The sequence below is a fragment of the Clostridium sp. FP2 genome (assembly GCF_011065955.2).
GTDB classification, from domain to species: Bacteria; Bacillota; Clostridia; order Clostridiales; family Clostridiaceae; genus Clostridium_AD; species Clostridium_AD tagluense.
In genome coordinates, this window is record NZ_JAAMNI020000001.1 from 1,030,028 (window position 1) to 1,045,568 (window position 15,541).

Annotated in this window: 3 protein-coding genes and 5 rRNA genes; all 8 read left to right on the top strand. The window is 41.7% G+C overall.

Annotated features, from left to right (window positions below; all coding sequences use genetic code 11):
• The first annotated feature begins 270 nt into the window (after nucleotides 1–270).
• A 16S ribosomal RNA gene (locus G9F71_RS04865) occupies nucleotides 271–1,788 on the top strand.
• Between the two features lie 338 nt (nucleotides 1,789–2,126).
• Nucleotides 2,127–5,052, top strand: a 23S ribosomal RNA gene (locus G9F71_RS04870).
• An 82-nt stretch (nucleotides 5,053–5,134) separates the two neighbouring features.
• Nucleotides 5,135–5,251: ribosomal RNA gene (gene rrf, locus G9F71_RS04875) — 5S ribosomal RNA — on the top strand.
• The 16S, 23S and 5S rRNA genes sit together here, the layout of an rRNA operon.
• Nucleotides 5,252–5,368: 117 nt before the next feature.
• Nucleotides 5,369–6,976 carry an IS1182 family transposase gene (locus tag G9F71_RS04880; protein ID WP_224626630.1) on the top strand — a complete coding sequence of 536 codons (1,608 nt, stop codon included), beginning with the start codon at nucleotides 5,369–5,371 and terminating at the stop codon, nucleotides 6,974–6,976.
• Nucleotides 6,977–7,404: 428 nt separating this feature from the next.
• Nucleotides 7,405–8,703 (top strand): HD-GYP domain-containing protein, encoded by a 1,299-nt coding sequence (locus tag G9F71_RS04885; RefSeq protein ID WP_164952534.1) that lies wholly within the window; start codon nucleotides 7,405–7,407, stop codon nucleotides 8,701–8,703.
• A gap of 55 nt (nucleotides 8,704–8,758) precedes the next feature.
• Nucleotides 8,759–10,237, top strand: coding sequence for a methyl-accepting chemotaxis protein (locus tag G9F71_RS04890; protein ID WP_164952535.1), 1,479 nt, complete (start codon nucleotides 8,759–8,761; stop codon nucleotides 10,235–10,237).
• Between the two features lie 523 nt (nucleotides 10,238–10,760).
• A 16S ribosomal RNA gene (locus G9F71_RS04895) occupies nucleotides 10,761–12,278 on the top strand.
• Nucleotides 12,279–12,594: 316 nt separating this feature from the next.
• A 23S ribosomal RNA gene (locus G9F71_RS04900) occupies nucleotides 12,595–15,520 on the top strand.
• Nucleotides 15,521–15,541 lie beyond the last annotated feature (21 nt).

The following is a 15,541-nucleotide window of genomic DNA, read 5'->3' on the forward strand; positions in this document are numbered from 1 at the left end:
ATAATACAGTTAGAAGACCTATTGGCCATATTTATGCTCTTATTTATATGATACAATACTCCTTGTCGTCACATGATGGCAAAGCAAATTGGTCTTTGAAAATTAAACAGAGAAATAGGTAAAATAGCGAAATAATATTTCGCTTGACCAGTTAATTACTTTAGATAAAAAAGTAATTTTAGTCGTAAGGCTAAAAAGTATGTAATGAGCTTGCTAACCAGCTTAACAGTTGGCGCAGATTATTCATTTCAAATAAAAAGTGTAAACTTTTAAATTGAGAGTTTGATCCTGGCTCAGGACGAACGCTGGCGGCGTGCCTAACACATGCAAGTCGAGCGATGAAACCCTTCGGGGTGGATTAGCGGCGGACGGGTGAGTAACACGTGGGTAACCTGCCTCAAAGAGGGGAATAGCCTCCCGAAAGGGAGATTAATACCGCATAATATGTTTTGATCGCATGATCGAGACATCAAAGGATTTTTCTTCGGAAAATTCCACTTTGAGATGGACCCGCGGCGCATTAGCTAGTTGGTGAGGTAACGGCCCACCAAGGCAACGATGCGTAGCCGACCTGAGAGGGTGATCGGCCACATTGGAACTGAGACACGGTCCAGACTCCTACGGGAGGCAGCAGTGGGGAATATTGCGCAATGGGGGAAACCCTGACGCAGCAACGCCGCGTGAATGATGAAGGCCTTCGGGTTGTAAAGTTCTGTCTTCTGGGACGATAATGACGGTACCAGAGGAGGAAGCCACGGCTAACTACGTGCCAGCAGCCGCGGTAATACGTAGGTGGCAAGCGTTGTCCGGATTTACTGGGCGTAAAGGATGCGTAGGCGGACATTTAAGTCAGATGTGAAATACCCGAGCTTAACTTGGGTGCTGCATTTGAAACTGGGTGTCTAGAGTGCAGGAGAGGTAAGTGGAATTCCTAGTGTAGCGGTGAAATGCGTAGAGATTAGGAAGAACACCAGTGGCGAAGGCGACTTACTGGACTGTAACTGACGCTGAGGCATGAAAGCGTGGGGAGCAAACAGGATTAGATACCCTGGTAGTCCACGCCGTAAACGATGAATACTAGGTGTCGGGGGTCGAACCTCGGTGCCGCAGTTAACACAATAAGTATTCCGCCTGGGGAGTACGATCGCAAGATTAAAACTCAAAGGAATTGACGGGGGCCCGCACAAGCAGCGGAGCATGTGGTTTAATTCGAAGCAACGCGAAGAACCTTACCTAGACTTGACATCCCCTGCATAACCCAGAGATGGGCGAAGTCCTTCGGGACAGGGTGACAGGTGGTGCATGGTTGTCGTCAGCTCGTGTCGTGAGATGTTGGGTTAAGTCCCGCAACGAGCGCAACCCTTATCATTAGTTGCTACCATTTAGTTGAGCACTCTAGTGAGACTGCCCGGGTTAACCGGGAGGAAGGTGGGGATGACGTCAAATCATCATGCCCCTTATGTCTAGGGCTACACACGTGCTACAATGGTGAGTACAAAGAGATGCAAGACCGCAAGGTGGAGCCAAACTCAAAAACTCATCCCAGTTCGGATTGTAGGCTGCAACTCGCCTACATGAAGCCGGAGTTGCTAGTAATCGCGAATCAGCATGTCGCGGTGAATACGTTCCCGGGCCTTGTACACACCGCCCGTCACACCATGAGAGTTGGTAACACCCGAAGTCCGTGAGGTAACCGTAAGGAGCCAGCGGCCGAAGGTGGGATTGATGATTGGGGTGAAGTCGTAACAAGGTAGCCGTAGGAGAACCTGCGGCTGGATCACCTCCTTTCTAGGGAGTAGATGCAAAGACTTCGGTCAATGCAACAAGAAGAATAATTAATTTTATTTTTCAAAATGTCTACTGTAATTACTCGTAACCTATTCTCTGTTTAATTTTGAGAGACTAATTTTAGTAAACTCTCTGAGTTTAAATTGACTCTTTGGAGTTAACTAAAAATTTAATCTTTCTAAAAATGTTCTTTGAAAATTGCACAGTGAAATTAAAGTTGTTTTAATAAGTTAAAGCCACGTAAGTGGTGTATAGATGGATTTAATACAATTTCGCAAAATGAATTAAAACGTTTATGTAAATAAACGAAATTATCTACGCAAGTAGATAAAGATAAAGGTTAAGCTACAAAGGGCGCATGGCGAATGCCTTGGCACTAGGAGCCGAAGAAGGACGCGTTAAGCTGCGATAAGCTTTGGGTAGGCGCAAATAGCCAGTGATCCAAAGATTTCCGAATGGGGGAACCCACATAGTAACAACTATGTACTGCATACTGAATAAATAGGTATGCAGAGGTAGACCCGGGGAACTGAAACATCTAAGTACCCGGAGGAAGAGAAAGAAACATCGATTTCCTAAGTAGCGGCGAGCGAAAGGGAAAGAGCCCAAACCTAGGTCTTTGACCTAGGGGTTGAGGATAGATCATAAATACTGCAATTCCTTAATTGAAGATAGCTGGAAAGCTGCTCCGCAGAAGGTAATAGGCCTGTAAATGAAAAGGAAAAACAGTCAGATCTAATCCAGAGTACCACGAGACACGTGAAACCTTGTGGGAAGCAGGGAGGACCACCTCCCAAGGCTAAATACTACCTAGTGACCGATAGTGAAGAAGTACCGTGAGGGAAAGGTGAAAAGAACCCCGGAAGGGGAGTGAAATAGAACCTGAAACCGTGTGCCTACAACCGGTCGGAGCACTTTTTATGTGTGACGGCGTGCTTTTTGTAGAACGAGCCAACGAGTTACGATATGTAGCAAGGTTAAGTACTTAAGGTACGGAGCCGAAGGGAAACCAAGTCTGAATAGGGCGCTATAGTTGCATGTCGTAGACCCGAAACCGGGTGACCTATCCATGGCCAGGATGAAGCGGAAGTAAAATTCCGTGGAGGTCCGAACCACGTTGGTGTTGAAAAACCATGGGATGAGCTGTGGATAGCGGAGAAATTCCAATCGAACTCGGAGATAGCTGGTTCTCCTCGAAATAGCTTTAGGGCTAGCGTCGATTAATTGAGTAATGGAGGTAGAGCACTGAATGGGCTAGGGGCTGACAACAGTTACTGAACCCTATCAAACTCCGAATGCCATATACTTTTATTTCGGCAGTCAGACTGCGAATGATAAGATCCGTAGTCAAAAGGGAAACAGCCCAGACCATCAGCTAAGGTCCCAAAGTGTAAGTTAAGTGGAAAAGGATGTGGGATTTCTAAGACAACTAGGATGTTGGCTCAGAAGCAGCCACTCATTCAAAGAGTGCGTAATAGCTCACTAGTCAAGAGATCCTGCGCCGAAGATGTCCGGGGCTAAAACTTACCACCGAAGCTATGGGTGTACACTATGTGTACGCGGTAGAGGAGCTTTCTGTACTGGCTGAAGTCATACCGTAAGGAGTGGTGGACGGTACAGAAGTGAGAATGTTGGCATAAGTAGCGAGAGTTAAGTGAGAATCTTAACGGTCGAAAACCTAAGGTTTCCTGAGGAAGGCTCGTCCTCTCAGGGTTAGTCGGGACCTAAGCCGAGGCCGAAAGGCGTAGGTGATGGACAATCGGTTGATATTCCGATACCACCAATGGACGTTATTAGAAATGGGATGACGCAGGAGGATAAGATGTGCACACTATTGGATGTGTGTCTAAGCATTTAGGCGGAGCAAGCAGGCAAATCCGTTTGCTCTTAACGCTGAGATGTTATGGGGAAGGGAATTTATTCCTGAAGTATCTGATTCCACGCTGCCAAGAAAAGTCTCTATCGAGGATATTGGTGCCCGTACCGCAAACCGACACAGGTAGGTGAGGAGAGAATCCTAAGACCATCGGAAGAATTGCTGTTAAGGAACTCGGCAAATTGACCCCGTAACTTCGGGAGAAGGGGTGCCTACGAAAGTAGGTCGCAGAGAATAGGCCCAAGCAACTGTTTAGCAAAAACACAGGTCTCTGCTAAAGCGAAAGCTGATGTATAGGGGCTGACGCCTGCCCGGTGCTGGAAGGTTAAGGGGATTACTTAGCGCAAGCGAAGGTATGAACTTAAGCCCCAGTAAACGGCGGCCGTAACTATAACGGTCCTAAGGTAGCGAAATTCCTTGTCGGGTAAGTTCCGACCCGCACGAATGGCGTAATGATTTGGGCACTGTCTCAACAGCACATCCGGCGAAATTGTAGTGCCAGTGAAGATGCTGGCTACCCGCGATTGGACGGAAAGACCCCGTAGAGCTTTACTGTAGCTTAGCATTGAATTTCGGTATTGTCTGTACAGGATAGGTGGGAGACTGAGAAACATGGGCGTCAGCCTGTGTGGAGTCATCCTTGGGATACCACCCTGACAGTACTGAGGTTCTAACTGGAGGCCATGAATCTGGTCACAGGACATTGTTAGGTGGGCAGTTTGACTGGGGCGGTCGCCTCCAAAAAAGTAACGGAGGCGCTCAAAGGTTCCCTCAGCGCGGTTGGAAATCGCGCGAAGAGTGCAAAGGCAGAAGGGAGCCTGACTGCGACACCTACAAGTGGAGCAGGGACGAAAGTCGGACTTAGTGATCCGGTGGTACCTCGTGGGAGGGCCATCGCTCAACGGATAAAAGCTACCTCGGGGATAACAGGCTGATCTCCCCCAAGAGTCCACATCGACGGGGAGGTTTGGCACCTCGATGTCGGCTCGTCGCATCCTGGGGCTGAAGTAGGTCCCAAGGGTTGGGCTGTTCGCCCATTAAAGCGGCACGCGAGCTGGGTTCAGAACGTCGTGAGACAGTTCGGTCCCTATCCGTCGCGGGCGTAGGAAATTTGAAGGGAGCTGTCCTTAGTACGAGAGGACCGGGATGGACAAACCTCTGGTGCACCAGTTGTCACGCCAGTGGCATCGCTGGGTAGCTATGTTTGGAAGGGATAAACGCTGAAAGCATCTAAGCGTGAAGCCCACCCTGAGATGAGATTTCCCATAACTCGTGCGTAAGCACGGTGTTAGTAAGACTCCTGGAAGAACACCAGGTTGATAGGTTAGAGGTGTAAGCATGGTAACATGTTCAGCTGACTAATACTAATAAGTCGAGGGCTTGACCTTAATATATATAAAGCGTAAGCTTCAAGCGAAAGCGAGAAGATAATTTCACTGTGCAATTTTGAGAGAATATATATTTTCTCAATCTGGTGATTATGGCATGAAGGTAACACCCCTTCCCATACCGAACAGGTAGGTTAAGCTTCAATGCGCCAATGGTACTGCAGGGGTAACTTTGTGGGAGAGTAGGTCGTCGCCAGGTAAACAAAAGGGGCTGTCTCAAAATAGAAAGTGATTTCTACAGCGAGATGGCTCTTTTTTTCTTTTCCAAATACAAAAGTGGACTCCAAGGAGTCCACTTTTGGTGTATAATTTAAATATGATAAATAAAGAAATTACACAAAAGAATTATACCAATAATTGCGAGGTTTATCAATTAGTTTTTCCTATTGAAACAGGAATTTTGATACCCGAGGATGATTCAGTGAGACTGCTAAGCCAAATATTGGAGGAATTATATTATAAAAATTTAAATGAGGCGTACTCTTCACAAGGAAGAAAACCGGCAGTTGAACCGAAGATTCTATTTAAAATATTAGTTTATGCTTATATGAATGACATTTATTCAAGTAGAAAAATAGAAAAAGCTTGTAAGCGAGACATCAACTTCATGTGGCTTTTACGAGGCCGAAAGGCCCCTGATCATAATACAATAGCTAGGTTTAGAAGCAAAAGACTTGTTGGTGTTGTAGATGATTTATTTAATCAATTAGTTGAAAAGTTAAAAACCTACGGTGAGGTTGAATTTAAGAATATATTTATTGATGGAACAAAAATTGAAGCCAATGCTAATAAGTATACTTTCGTATGGAAAAAATCTACGGACAAATTTCAAGCGAAGCTTCAAGAAAAAATAAAGGAAAATATTGAAAAAATAAATTTTGAATTTAAAACAGAATATATAATTTCAGAGCCGGAGGCTAAAATAGAATATCTTCAAGAGATTTTAAAATTTTTAAATAAAAATAGAGAACATGAGAATATAGAATTTGTGCATGGACAAGGCAAAAGAAAAACTAAAATACAGAAGTTTATAGAAAATCTTTCAGAGTTTATAGAAAAGCAAAAAAAATATGATGATTATACCAAAACTTTTGATGGGAGAAATAGTTTTTCAAAAACTGATAAAGATTCAACCTTTATGCATATGAAAGAAGATCATATGAGAAATTCGCAACTAAAACCAGGATATAACATGCAAATAGGAGTGGAAGGTGAATATATTGTTGGGATAGATATTTCTAGTGAAAGATCTGATCAACTTACTTTTATTCCGTTTTTAAAAAAATTAAGAGAAACATTATCACAAATATTTGATAGTGTAATAGCTGACGCTGGATATGAGAGTGAAGAAAATTATATGTATTTAGAATCCACTGGGCAAAACACATTTATAAAACCTCAAACTTATGAAAGCATGAAAAAGAGAAGCTTTAAAAATAATATAAGCAAGCGAGAAAACATGAATTATGATGAAGTAAATGATGAATATACTTGCCATAACAATAAAAAATTAAAAGTTATTTATAACACGATAAGAAAGTCAAAGTCTGGATATAAAGCTAGTGTAACAGTTTATGAATGTGAGGATTGTGATTCATGCCAGTATAAACCAAAATGTACAAAAGCAAAAGGTAACAAAAGACTAAGTGTATCTAAAAAATTTATACAAAAAAGATTAAAGTCATTAGAAAATATAACAAGTTTAGAAGGAATAATGTTAAGAACTAATAGGTCAATTCAAGTTGAAGGAGCATTTGGAGTTTTGAAAGAAGATCATGGGTTTAGAAGATTTTTAACTAAAGGAAAAATCAATGTTAAAACTGAATTTACCCTTTTATGCTTTGGATATAACATAAATAAATTTCATAACAAAATCCAAAATGATAGATGTGGAATTTTATTGCATGAAATAAAATCAGCTTAAAATTCAAAATCAAAAACAACATTTTATAATTAGGAGATTTAACAATCTTCTTTTTGTTGTACAAAAAAATAAAAAGGCACTAAAAAATAACAATGAAAACAGTGATTTTTATTAAAATCACTAAGGAAAAGAGGCTGTCTCTTCAAATGATTTTCTAATCATTTTGAGACAGCTCCTTTATTTTGTATTAAGCTTAATTGCACTCTAAAGGCAACTCCATGGGAGATTAAGTCATCACCAGGTTAAAAAACGCTGTATTATAAAATACAGCGTTTTTGTTGTTATGATACTAGGTATAACATGAATTATGGAATAATAGAGGAAATTTCTTGTTAGAAAAGCTCATAAAATGGTATAATATGACTAAGCGCTAAAGAATGCTAGTGATTTATTAAAAGCATTAAATATAAAAGAAAGGTTTTGGCATAATGAATTTAACATTTCAATTTTCAGAATTAGTGGTTAGTATAACTGATACCATAGACTTAATAAGTCCAGTTGTCTCTAATCACCACAAATTAGTAGCATATATCTCGTATTGTTTAGCAAAACAATTAGGACTACCTAATGGTGAACAGATTAAATTAGAAATTGCTGGATCATTACATGATATTGGGGGATTAACACTTAAAGAAAGACTTAAACCCACTGAATTTGAATATAAGGATTTAGACTTCCACGCTGAAAAAGGATATTTATTATTAAATGGATTAAAACCATGTTTAGGTATTGCACAAATAATACGCTATCACCATAATAGTTGGGTTAATGGAAATTGTGTAGGTGTTAATAATGAAAAAATTCCTTTTGGAAGCCATGTATTAAATTTAGCTGACCGTGTTTCTGTGTTAATTAAGGAAAAAGATAAAAATATCCTAAATTCAGTTGATGAAATACGCGAAAAAATAATTAAAAGAAAAGGAGCTATATTTCATCCTGAAATAGTTGATGCGTTCATGGAAATATCGAAAAAAGATAGTTTTTGGCTAGGAACTCAGTATCTTTGTACTCCAAATTTTATAACGCAAAATAATATTATTGGTTTTGGTGATTTTAGCCATAGCGACTTTGAAGATTTTATGATATTTATGAGTCGGTTGGTAGATTTTAAAAGCCGATTTACAGCATCACATTCATCATCAGTAGCTGCTTGCGCTGAAATTATTGCTAAATATGTGGGATTTAGTGAAAGTGAAACTAAAGTTATAAAATACGCAGGCTATATTCATGATTTAGGAAAATTGGCTATCCCAACTGAAATACTTGAAAAGCCAGGGGCGCTTTCAAAAGAAGAATTTGATTTAATGAGAACACATGCTTATCATACTAACAGAGTTTTAGAAAATGTAACTGCTTTTGAAACTATAAGGATATGGGGTGCACTTCATCATGAAAAATTAAATGGAAAGGGATATCCTTTTGGATTAAAGGGTGAAGAAATTCCTTTAGGTTCAAGAATTATTGCGGTTGCAGATATATTCACTGCTATAAGGGAAAAAAGACCCTACAGAGATCCCATGACAAAAGAAAATACAATAAATATTTTAATTGCAATGTCTAATTCTCGTGAAATCGATAACAATCTGGTTGAAATAGTGAAAAAAAATTTTGATGAACTAGATATGGTTAGAGAAAAAGCACATGAAGATACACTATTTGAGTATGAAGAACTTAATAATCAAGTTGAAAAATATAAAAATAGTAGATTGGATTTAGGATTACTATAATGAATTAAATTTATTTTAAGTATATTAAATTTTATAAAAATGGAGGAAAATTACTATGAATTTTTTTAAAAAGGCACCTTGTGATGAAGCGATTTGTATAATTAAACATGTTGAAGATAGGATTAATGGAAAAATAGTGGAACCTCTTAAGGTAGATTATCCGATTCACAAAAAATTGTTTAAAACCTTTGATAAGCTTTTAGCAAGTGAAGAGAGAATGTCAAAAAGTTCTAAAAAGATGATTAATATTACATCATCTTTAAGTAATTTCGATGTTGAAATGGCACATTCTTCATATAAGTTAATTAGATTTGCAAATGATATGTCGGCTATAAGTGAATCTAATCTATCTGTGGTAGAACAGATTACTGCAAATATGAGTGAGGTAAATGAAACAATTATAAATACCACTGAAACAATGAATCGTCTTCATAAATCTTCTAAAGATTTAGTTCAAAAGAATGATGAAAGCATATTTCAATTGAATGAAGTTAATTTATTAAAAGAAGATGTTATAAAAGATGCCACAATAATGAGTGAACAAATCAAAATGTTAGTTGACATGGCTACTAAAGTAAATGAGATAGTAGGTGGAGTAGAATCCATAGCAGATCAAACAAATTTGCTAGCATTAAATGCTGCAATTGAAGCTGCTAGAGCAGGGGAAGCTGGAAGAGGTTTTGCAGTGGTTGCTGACGAAATTAGAAAGCTTGCGGATAACACTAAAACAAATTTAAAAGATATGAGAAGCTTTGTAGATAATATACAGAAAGCAGCCATTGGCGGTCAAGAAAGTATGAATAACACAATAGATTCTACTAATAACATGAATTTAAAACTAGATGCTATATCTCATACAATTAAAGAAAATGTATCTATGTTAAAAACTACAATTAAAGATGTGGATAAAATAACAGAATCATTGGGAGATATAAGTGGAGCAGCTGAGCAGATAAATCAAGCAATGGACGAATCTACTAAAGATGTAGAAAAACTTAATGACATGACACAGGTTATTCATGCTGATGCAATACAAAGCAAAGAAAGTGCTAAACAAATATCAAAAATTGATGAAGAACTTAGTGACATTGTAAGAGAGATGCTCTCATCTTTAAATGGTGGGAAGAATGCAATAACAAATGAGGAGTTGCTTAGTCATCTCTCAAAAGCCAAAGAAGCACATGGCTCTTGGATAAAAAATTTAAAACGAATGGTAGATGAAATGAAGGTTTACCCTATTCAAACTAATTCAAAAAAATGTGCTTTTGGTCATTTTTACCACTCTATTAATTTAACCCATTCTGATATAGCTAAAGAGTGGACAGCCATTGATAAAGTGCATAACGAATTGCATAGTATGGGCACCAAGGTAATAGACGTAATTAATATTAATAATTCCATACAGGCCAATAGTTTTTACTTGCAAACAGAAAAACTATCTAAAGAAATATTTGTTCTTATAGATAATGTTATTAAAGCTATTGAAAGAAAATCCCAATCAGGAATAGAAATATTAGAGGCGGTTAAAGAATAAAGGTATCAGAAGCAATATACAATTAAATTCAAGGTAGTGATTATAAAACATAATAAACTAATCCTAGTGTATCAGTGTAAAAGAAACTTGCTTATTAGTAGTATTATGAAGAATACTACTAATAAGTATCTTATTGAAAGGATTAGTATAAACACATTGTATTGGAATATGATAGAATACTCCTTGTCGCTACTAGTGAGTAACGATAAAGGTAAACATTACATTGATAAGTTAGCATTTAATATTTTAAGAATAAATTTAAAAAATATTAAAAGAAGTTGTTGACAAAACAAGTAATACCTAGTAAAATAGTAGAAGTCGTCACTTGATGACAAAGCAAATTGGTCTTTGAAAATTAAACAGAGAAATAGGTAAAATAGCGAAATAATATTTCGCTTGACCAGTTAATTACTTTAGATAAAAAAGTAATTTTAGTCGTAAGACTAAAAAGTATGTAATGAGCTTGCTAACCAGCTTAACAGTTGGCGCAGATTATTCATTTCAAATAAAAAGTGTAAACTTTTAAATTGAGAGTTTGATCCTGGCTCAGGACGAACGCTGGCGGCGTGCCTAACACATGCAAGTCGAGCGATGAAACCCTTCGGGGTGGATTAGCGGCGGACGGGTGAGTAACACGTGGGTAACCTGCCTCAAAGAGGGGAATAGCCTCCCGAAAGGGAGATTAATACCGCATAATATGTTTTGATCGCATGATCGAGACATCAAAGGATTTTTCTTCGGAAAATTCCACTTTGAGATGGACCCGCGGCGCATTAGCTAGTTGGTGAGGTAACGGCCCACCAAGGCAACGATGCGTAGCCGACCTGAGAGGGTGATCGGCCACATTGGAACTGAGACACGGTCCAGACTCCTACGGGAGGCAGCAGTGGGGAATATTGCGCAATGGGGGAAACCCTGACGCAGCAACGCCGCGTGAATGATGAAGGCCTTCGGGTTGTAAAGTTCTGTCTTCTGGGACGATAATGACGGTACCAGAGGAGGAAGCCACGGCTAACTACGTGCCAGCAGCCGCGGTAATACGTAGGTGGCAAGCGTTGTCCGGATTTACTGGGCGTAAAGGATGCGTAGGCGGACATTTAAGTCAGATGTGAAATACCCGAGCTTAACTTGGGTGCTGCATTTGAAACTGGGTGTCTAGAGTGCAGGAGAGGTAAGTGGAATTCCTAGTGTAGCGGTGAAATGCGTAGAGATTAGGAAGAACACCAGTGGCGAAGGCGACTTACTGGACTGTAACTGACGCTGAGGCATGAAAGCGTGGGGAGCAAACAGGATTAGATACCCTGGTAGTCCACGCCGTAAACGATGAATACTAGGTGTCGGGGGTCGAACCTCGGTGCCGCAGTTAACACAATAAGTATTCCGCCTGGGGAGTACGATCGCAAGATTAAAACTCAAAGGAATTGACGGGGGCCCGCACAAGCAGCGGAGCATGTGGTTTAATTCGAAGCAACGCGAAGAACCTTACCTAGACTTGACATCCCCTGCATAACCCAGAGATGGGCGAAGTCCTTCGGGACAGGGTGACAGGTGGTGCATGGTTGTCGTCAGCTCGTGTCGTGAGATGTTGGGTTAAGTCCCGCAACGAGCGCAACCCTTATCATTAGTTGCTACCATTTAGTTGAGCACTCTAGTGAGACTGCCCGGGTTAACCGGGAGGAAGGTGGGGATGACGTCAAATCATCATGCCCCTTATGTCTAGGGCTACACACGTGCTACAATGGTGAGTACAAAGAGATGCAAGACCGCAAGGTGGAGCCAAACTCAAAAACTCATCCCAGTTCGGATTGTAGGCTGCAACTCGCCTACATGAAGCCGGAGTTGCTAGTAATCGCGAATCAGCATGTCGCGGTGAATACGTTCCCGGGCCTTGTACACACCGCCCGTCACACCATGAGAGTTGGTAACACCCGAAGTCCGTGAGGTAACCGTAAGGAGCCAGCGGCCGAAGGTGGGATTGATGATTGGGGTGAAGTCGTAACAAGGTAGCCGTAGGAGAACCTGCGGCTGGATCACCTCCTTTCTAGGGAGTAGATGCAAAGACTTCGGTCAATGCAACAAGAAGAATTTAATTATTCTTCAAAAATGTCTACTGTAATTACTCGTAACCTATTCTCTGTTTAATTTTGAGAGACTAATCTTAGTTGACTCTTTGGAGTTGACTAATAATTTAATCTTTCTAAAAATGTTCTTTGAAAATTGCACAGTGAAATTAAAGTTGTTTTAATAAGTTAAAGCCACGTAAGTGGTGTATAGATGGATTTAATACAATTTCGCAAAATGAATTAAAACGTTTATGTAAATAAACGAAATTATCTACGCAAGTAGATAAAGATAAAGGTTAAGCTACAAAGGGCGCATGGCGAATGCCTTGGCACTAGGAGCCGAAGAAGGACGCGTTAAGCTGCGATAAGCTTTGGGTAGGCGCAAATAGCCAGTGATCCAAAGATTTCCGAATGGGGGAACCCACATAGTAACAACTATGTACTGCATACTGAATAAATAGGTATGCAGAGGTAGACCCGGGGAACTGAAACATCTAAGTACCCGGAGGAAGAGAAAGAAACATCGATTTCCTAAGTAGCGGCGAGCGAAAGGGAAAGAGCCCAAACCTAGGTCTTTGACCTAGGGGTTGAGGATAGATCATAAATACTGCAATTCCTTAATTGAAGATAGCTGGAAAGCTGCTCCGCAGAAGGTAATAGGCCTGTAAATGAAAAGGAAAAACAGTCAGATCTAATCCAGAGTACCACGAGACACGTGAAACCTTGTGGGAAGCAGGGAGGACCACCTCCCAAGGCTAAATACTACCTAGTGACCGATAGTGAAGAAGTACCGTGAGGGAAAGGTGAAAAGAACCCCGGAAGGGGAGTGAAATAGAACCTGAAACCGTGTGCCTACAACCGGTCGGAGCACTTTTTATGTGTGACGGCGTGCTTTTTGTAGAACGAGCCAACGAGTTACGATATGTAGCAAGGTTAAGTACTTAAGGTACGGAGCCGAAGGGAAACCAAGTCTGAATAGGGCGCTATAGTTGCATGTCGTAGACCCGAAACCGGGTGACCTATCCATGGCCAGGATGAAGCGGAAGTAAAATTCCGTGGAGGTCCGAACCACGTTGGTGTTGAAAAACCATGGGATGAGCTGTGGATAGCGGAGAAATTCCAATCGAACTCGGAGATAGCTGGTTCTCCTCGAAATAGCTTTAGGGCTAGCGTCGATTAATTGAGTAATGGAGGTAGAGCACTGAATGGGCTAGGGGCTGACAACAGTTACTGAACCCTATCAAACTCCGAATGCCATATACTTTTATTTCGGCAGTCAGACTGCGAATGATAAGATCCGTAGTCAAAAGGGAAACAGCCCAGACCATCAGCTAAGGTCCCAAAGTGTAAGTTAAGTGGAAAAGGATGTGGGATTTCTAAGACAACTAGGATGTTGGCTCAGAAGCAGCCACTCATTCAAAGAGTGCGTAATAGCTCACTAGTCAAGAGATCCTGCGCCGAAGATGTCCGGGGCTAAAACTTACCACCGAAGCTATGGGTGTACACTATGTGTACGCGGTAGAGGAGCTTTCTGTACTGGCTGAAGTCATACCGTAAGGAGTGGTGGACGGTACAGAAGTGAGAATGTTGGCATAAGTAGCGAGAGTTAAGTGAGAATCTTAACGGTCGAAAACCTAAGGTTTCCTGAGGAAGGCTCGTCCTCTCAGGGTTAGTCGGGACCTAAGCCGAGGCCGAAAGGCGTAGGTGATGGACAATCGGTTGATATTCCGATACCACCAATGGACGTTATTAGAAATGGGATGACGCAGGAGGATAAGATGTGCACACTATTGGATGTGTGTCTAAGCATTTAGGCGGAGCAAGCAGGCAAATCCGTTTGCTCTTAACGCTGAGATGTTATGGGGAAGGGAATTTATTCCTGAAGTATCTGATTCCACGCTGCCAAGAAAAGTCTCTATCGAGGATATTGGTGCCCGTACCGCAAACCGACACAGGTAGGTGAGGAGAGAATCCTAAGACCATCGGAAGAATTGCTGTTAAGGAACTCGGCAAATTGACCCCGTAACTTCGGGAGAAGGGGTGCCTACGAAAGTAGGTCGCAGAGAATAGGCCCAAGCAACTGTTTAGCAAAAACACAGGTCTCTGCTAAAGCGAAAGCTGATGTATAGGGGCTGACGCCTGCCCGGTGCTGGAAGGTTAAGGGGATTACTTAGCGCAAGCGAAGGTATGAACTTAAGCCCCAGTAAACGGCGGCCGTAACTATAACGGTCCTAAGGTAGCGAAATTCCTTGTCGGGTAAGTTCCGACCCGCACGAATGGCGTAATGATTTGGGCACTGTCTCAACAGCACATCCGGCGAAATTGTAGTGCCAGTGAAGATGCTGGCTACCCGCGATTGGACGGAAAGACCCCGTAGAGCTTTACTGTAGCTTAGCATTGAATTTCGGTATTGTCTGTACAGGATAGGTGGGAGACTGAGAAACATGGGCGTCAGCCTGTGTGGAGTCATCCTTGGGATACCACCCTGACAGTACTGAGGTTCTAACTGGAGGCCATGAATCTGGTCACAGGACATTGTTAGGTGGGCAGTTTGACTGGGGCGGTCGCCTCCAAAAAAGTAACGGAGGCGCTCAAAGGTTCCCTCAGCGCGGTTGGAAATCGCGCGAAGAGTGCAAAGGCAGAAGGGAGCCTGACTGCGACACCTACAAGTGGAGCAGGGACGAAAGTCGGACTTAGTGATCCGGTGGTACCTCGTGGGAGGGCCATCGCTCAACGGATAAAAGCTACCTCGGGGATAACAGGCTGATCTCCCCCAAGAGTCCACATCGACGGGGAGGTTTGGCACCTCGATGTCGGCTCGTCGCATCCTGGGGCTGAAGTAGGTCCCAAGGGTTGGGCTGTTCGCCCATTAAAGCGGCACGCGAGCTGGGTTCAGAACGTCGTGAGACAGTTCGGTCCCTATCCGTCGCGGGCGTAGGAAATTTGAAGGGAGCTGTCCTTAGTACGAGAGGACCGGGATGGACAAACCTCTGGTGCACCAGTTGTCACGCCAGTGGCATCGCTGGGTAGCTATGTTTGGAAGGGATAAACGCTGAAAGCATCTAAGCGTGAAGCCCACCCTGAGATGAGATTTCCCATAACTCGCACGTAAGTGCGGTGTTAGTAAGACTCCTGGAAGAACACCAGGTTGATAGGTTAGAGGTGTAAGCATGGTAACATGTTCAGCTGACTAATACTAATAAGTCGAGGGCTTGACCTTAATATATATAAAGCGAAAATT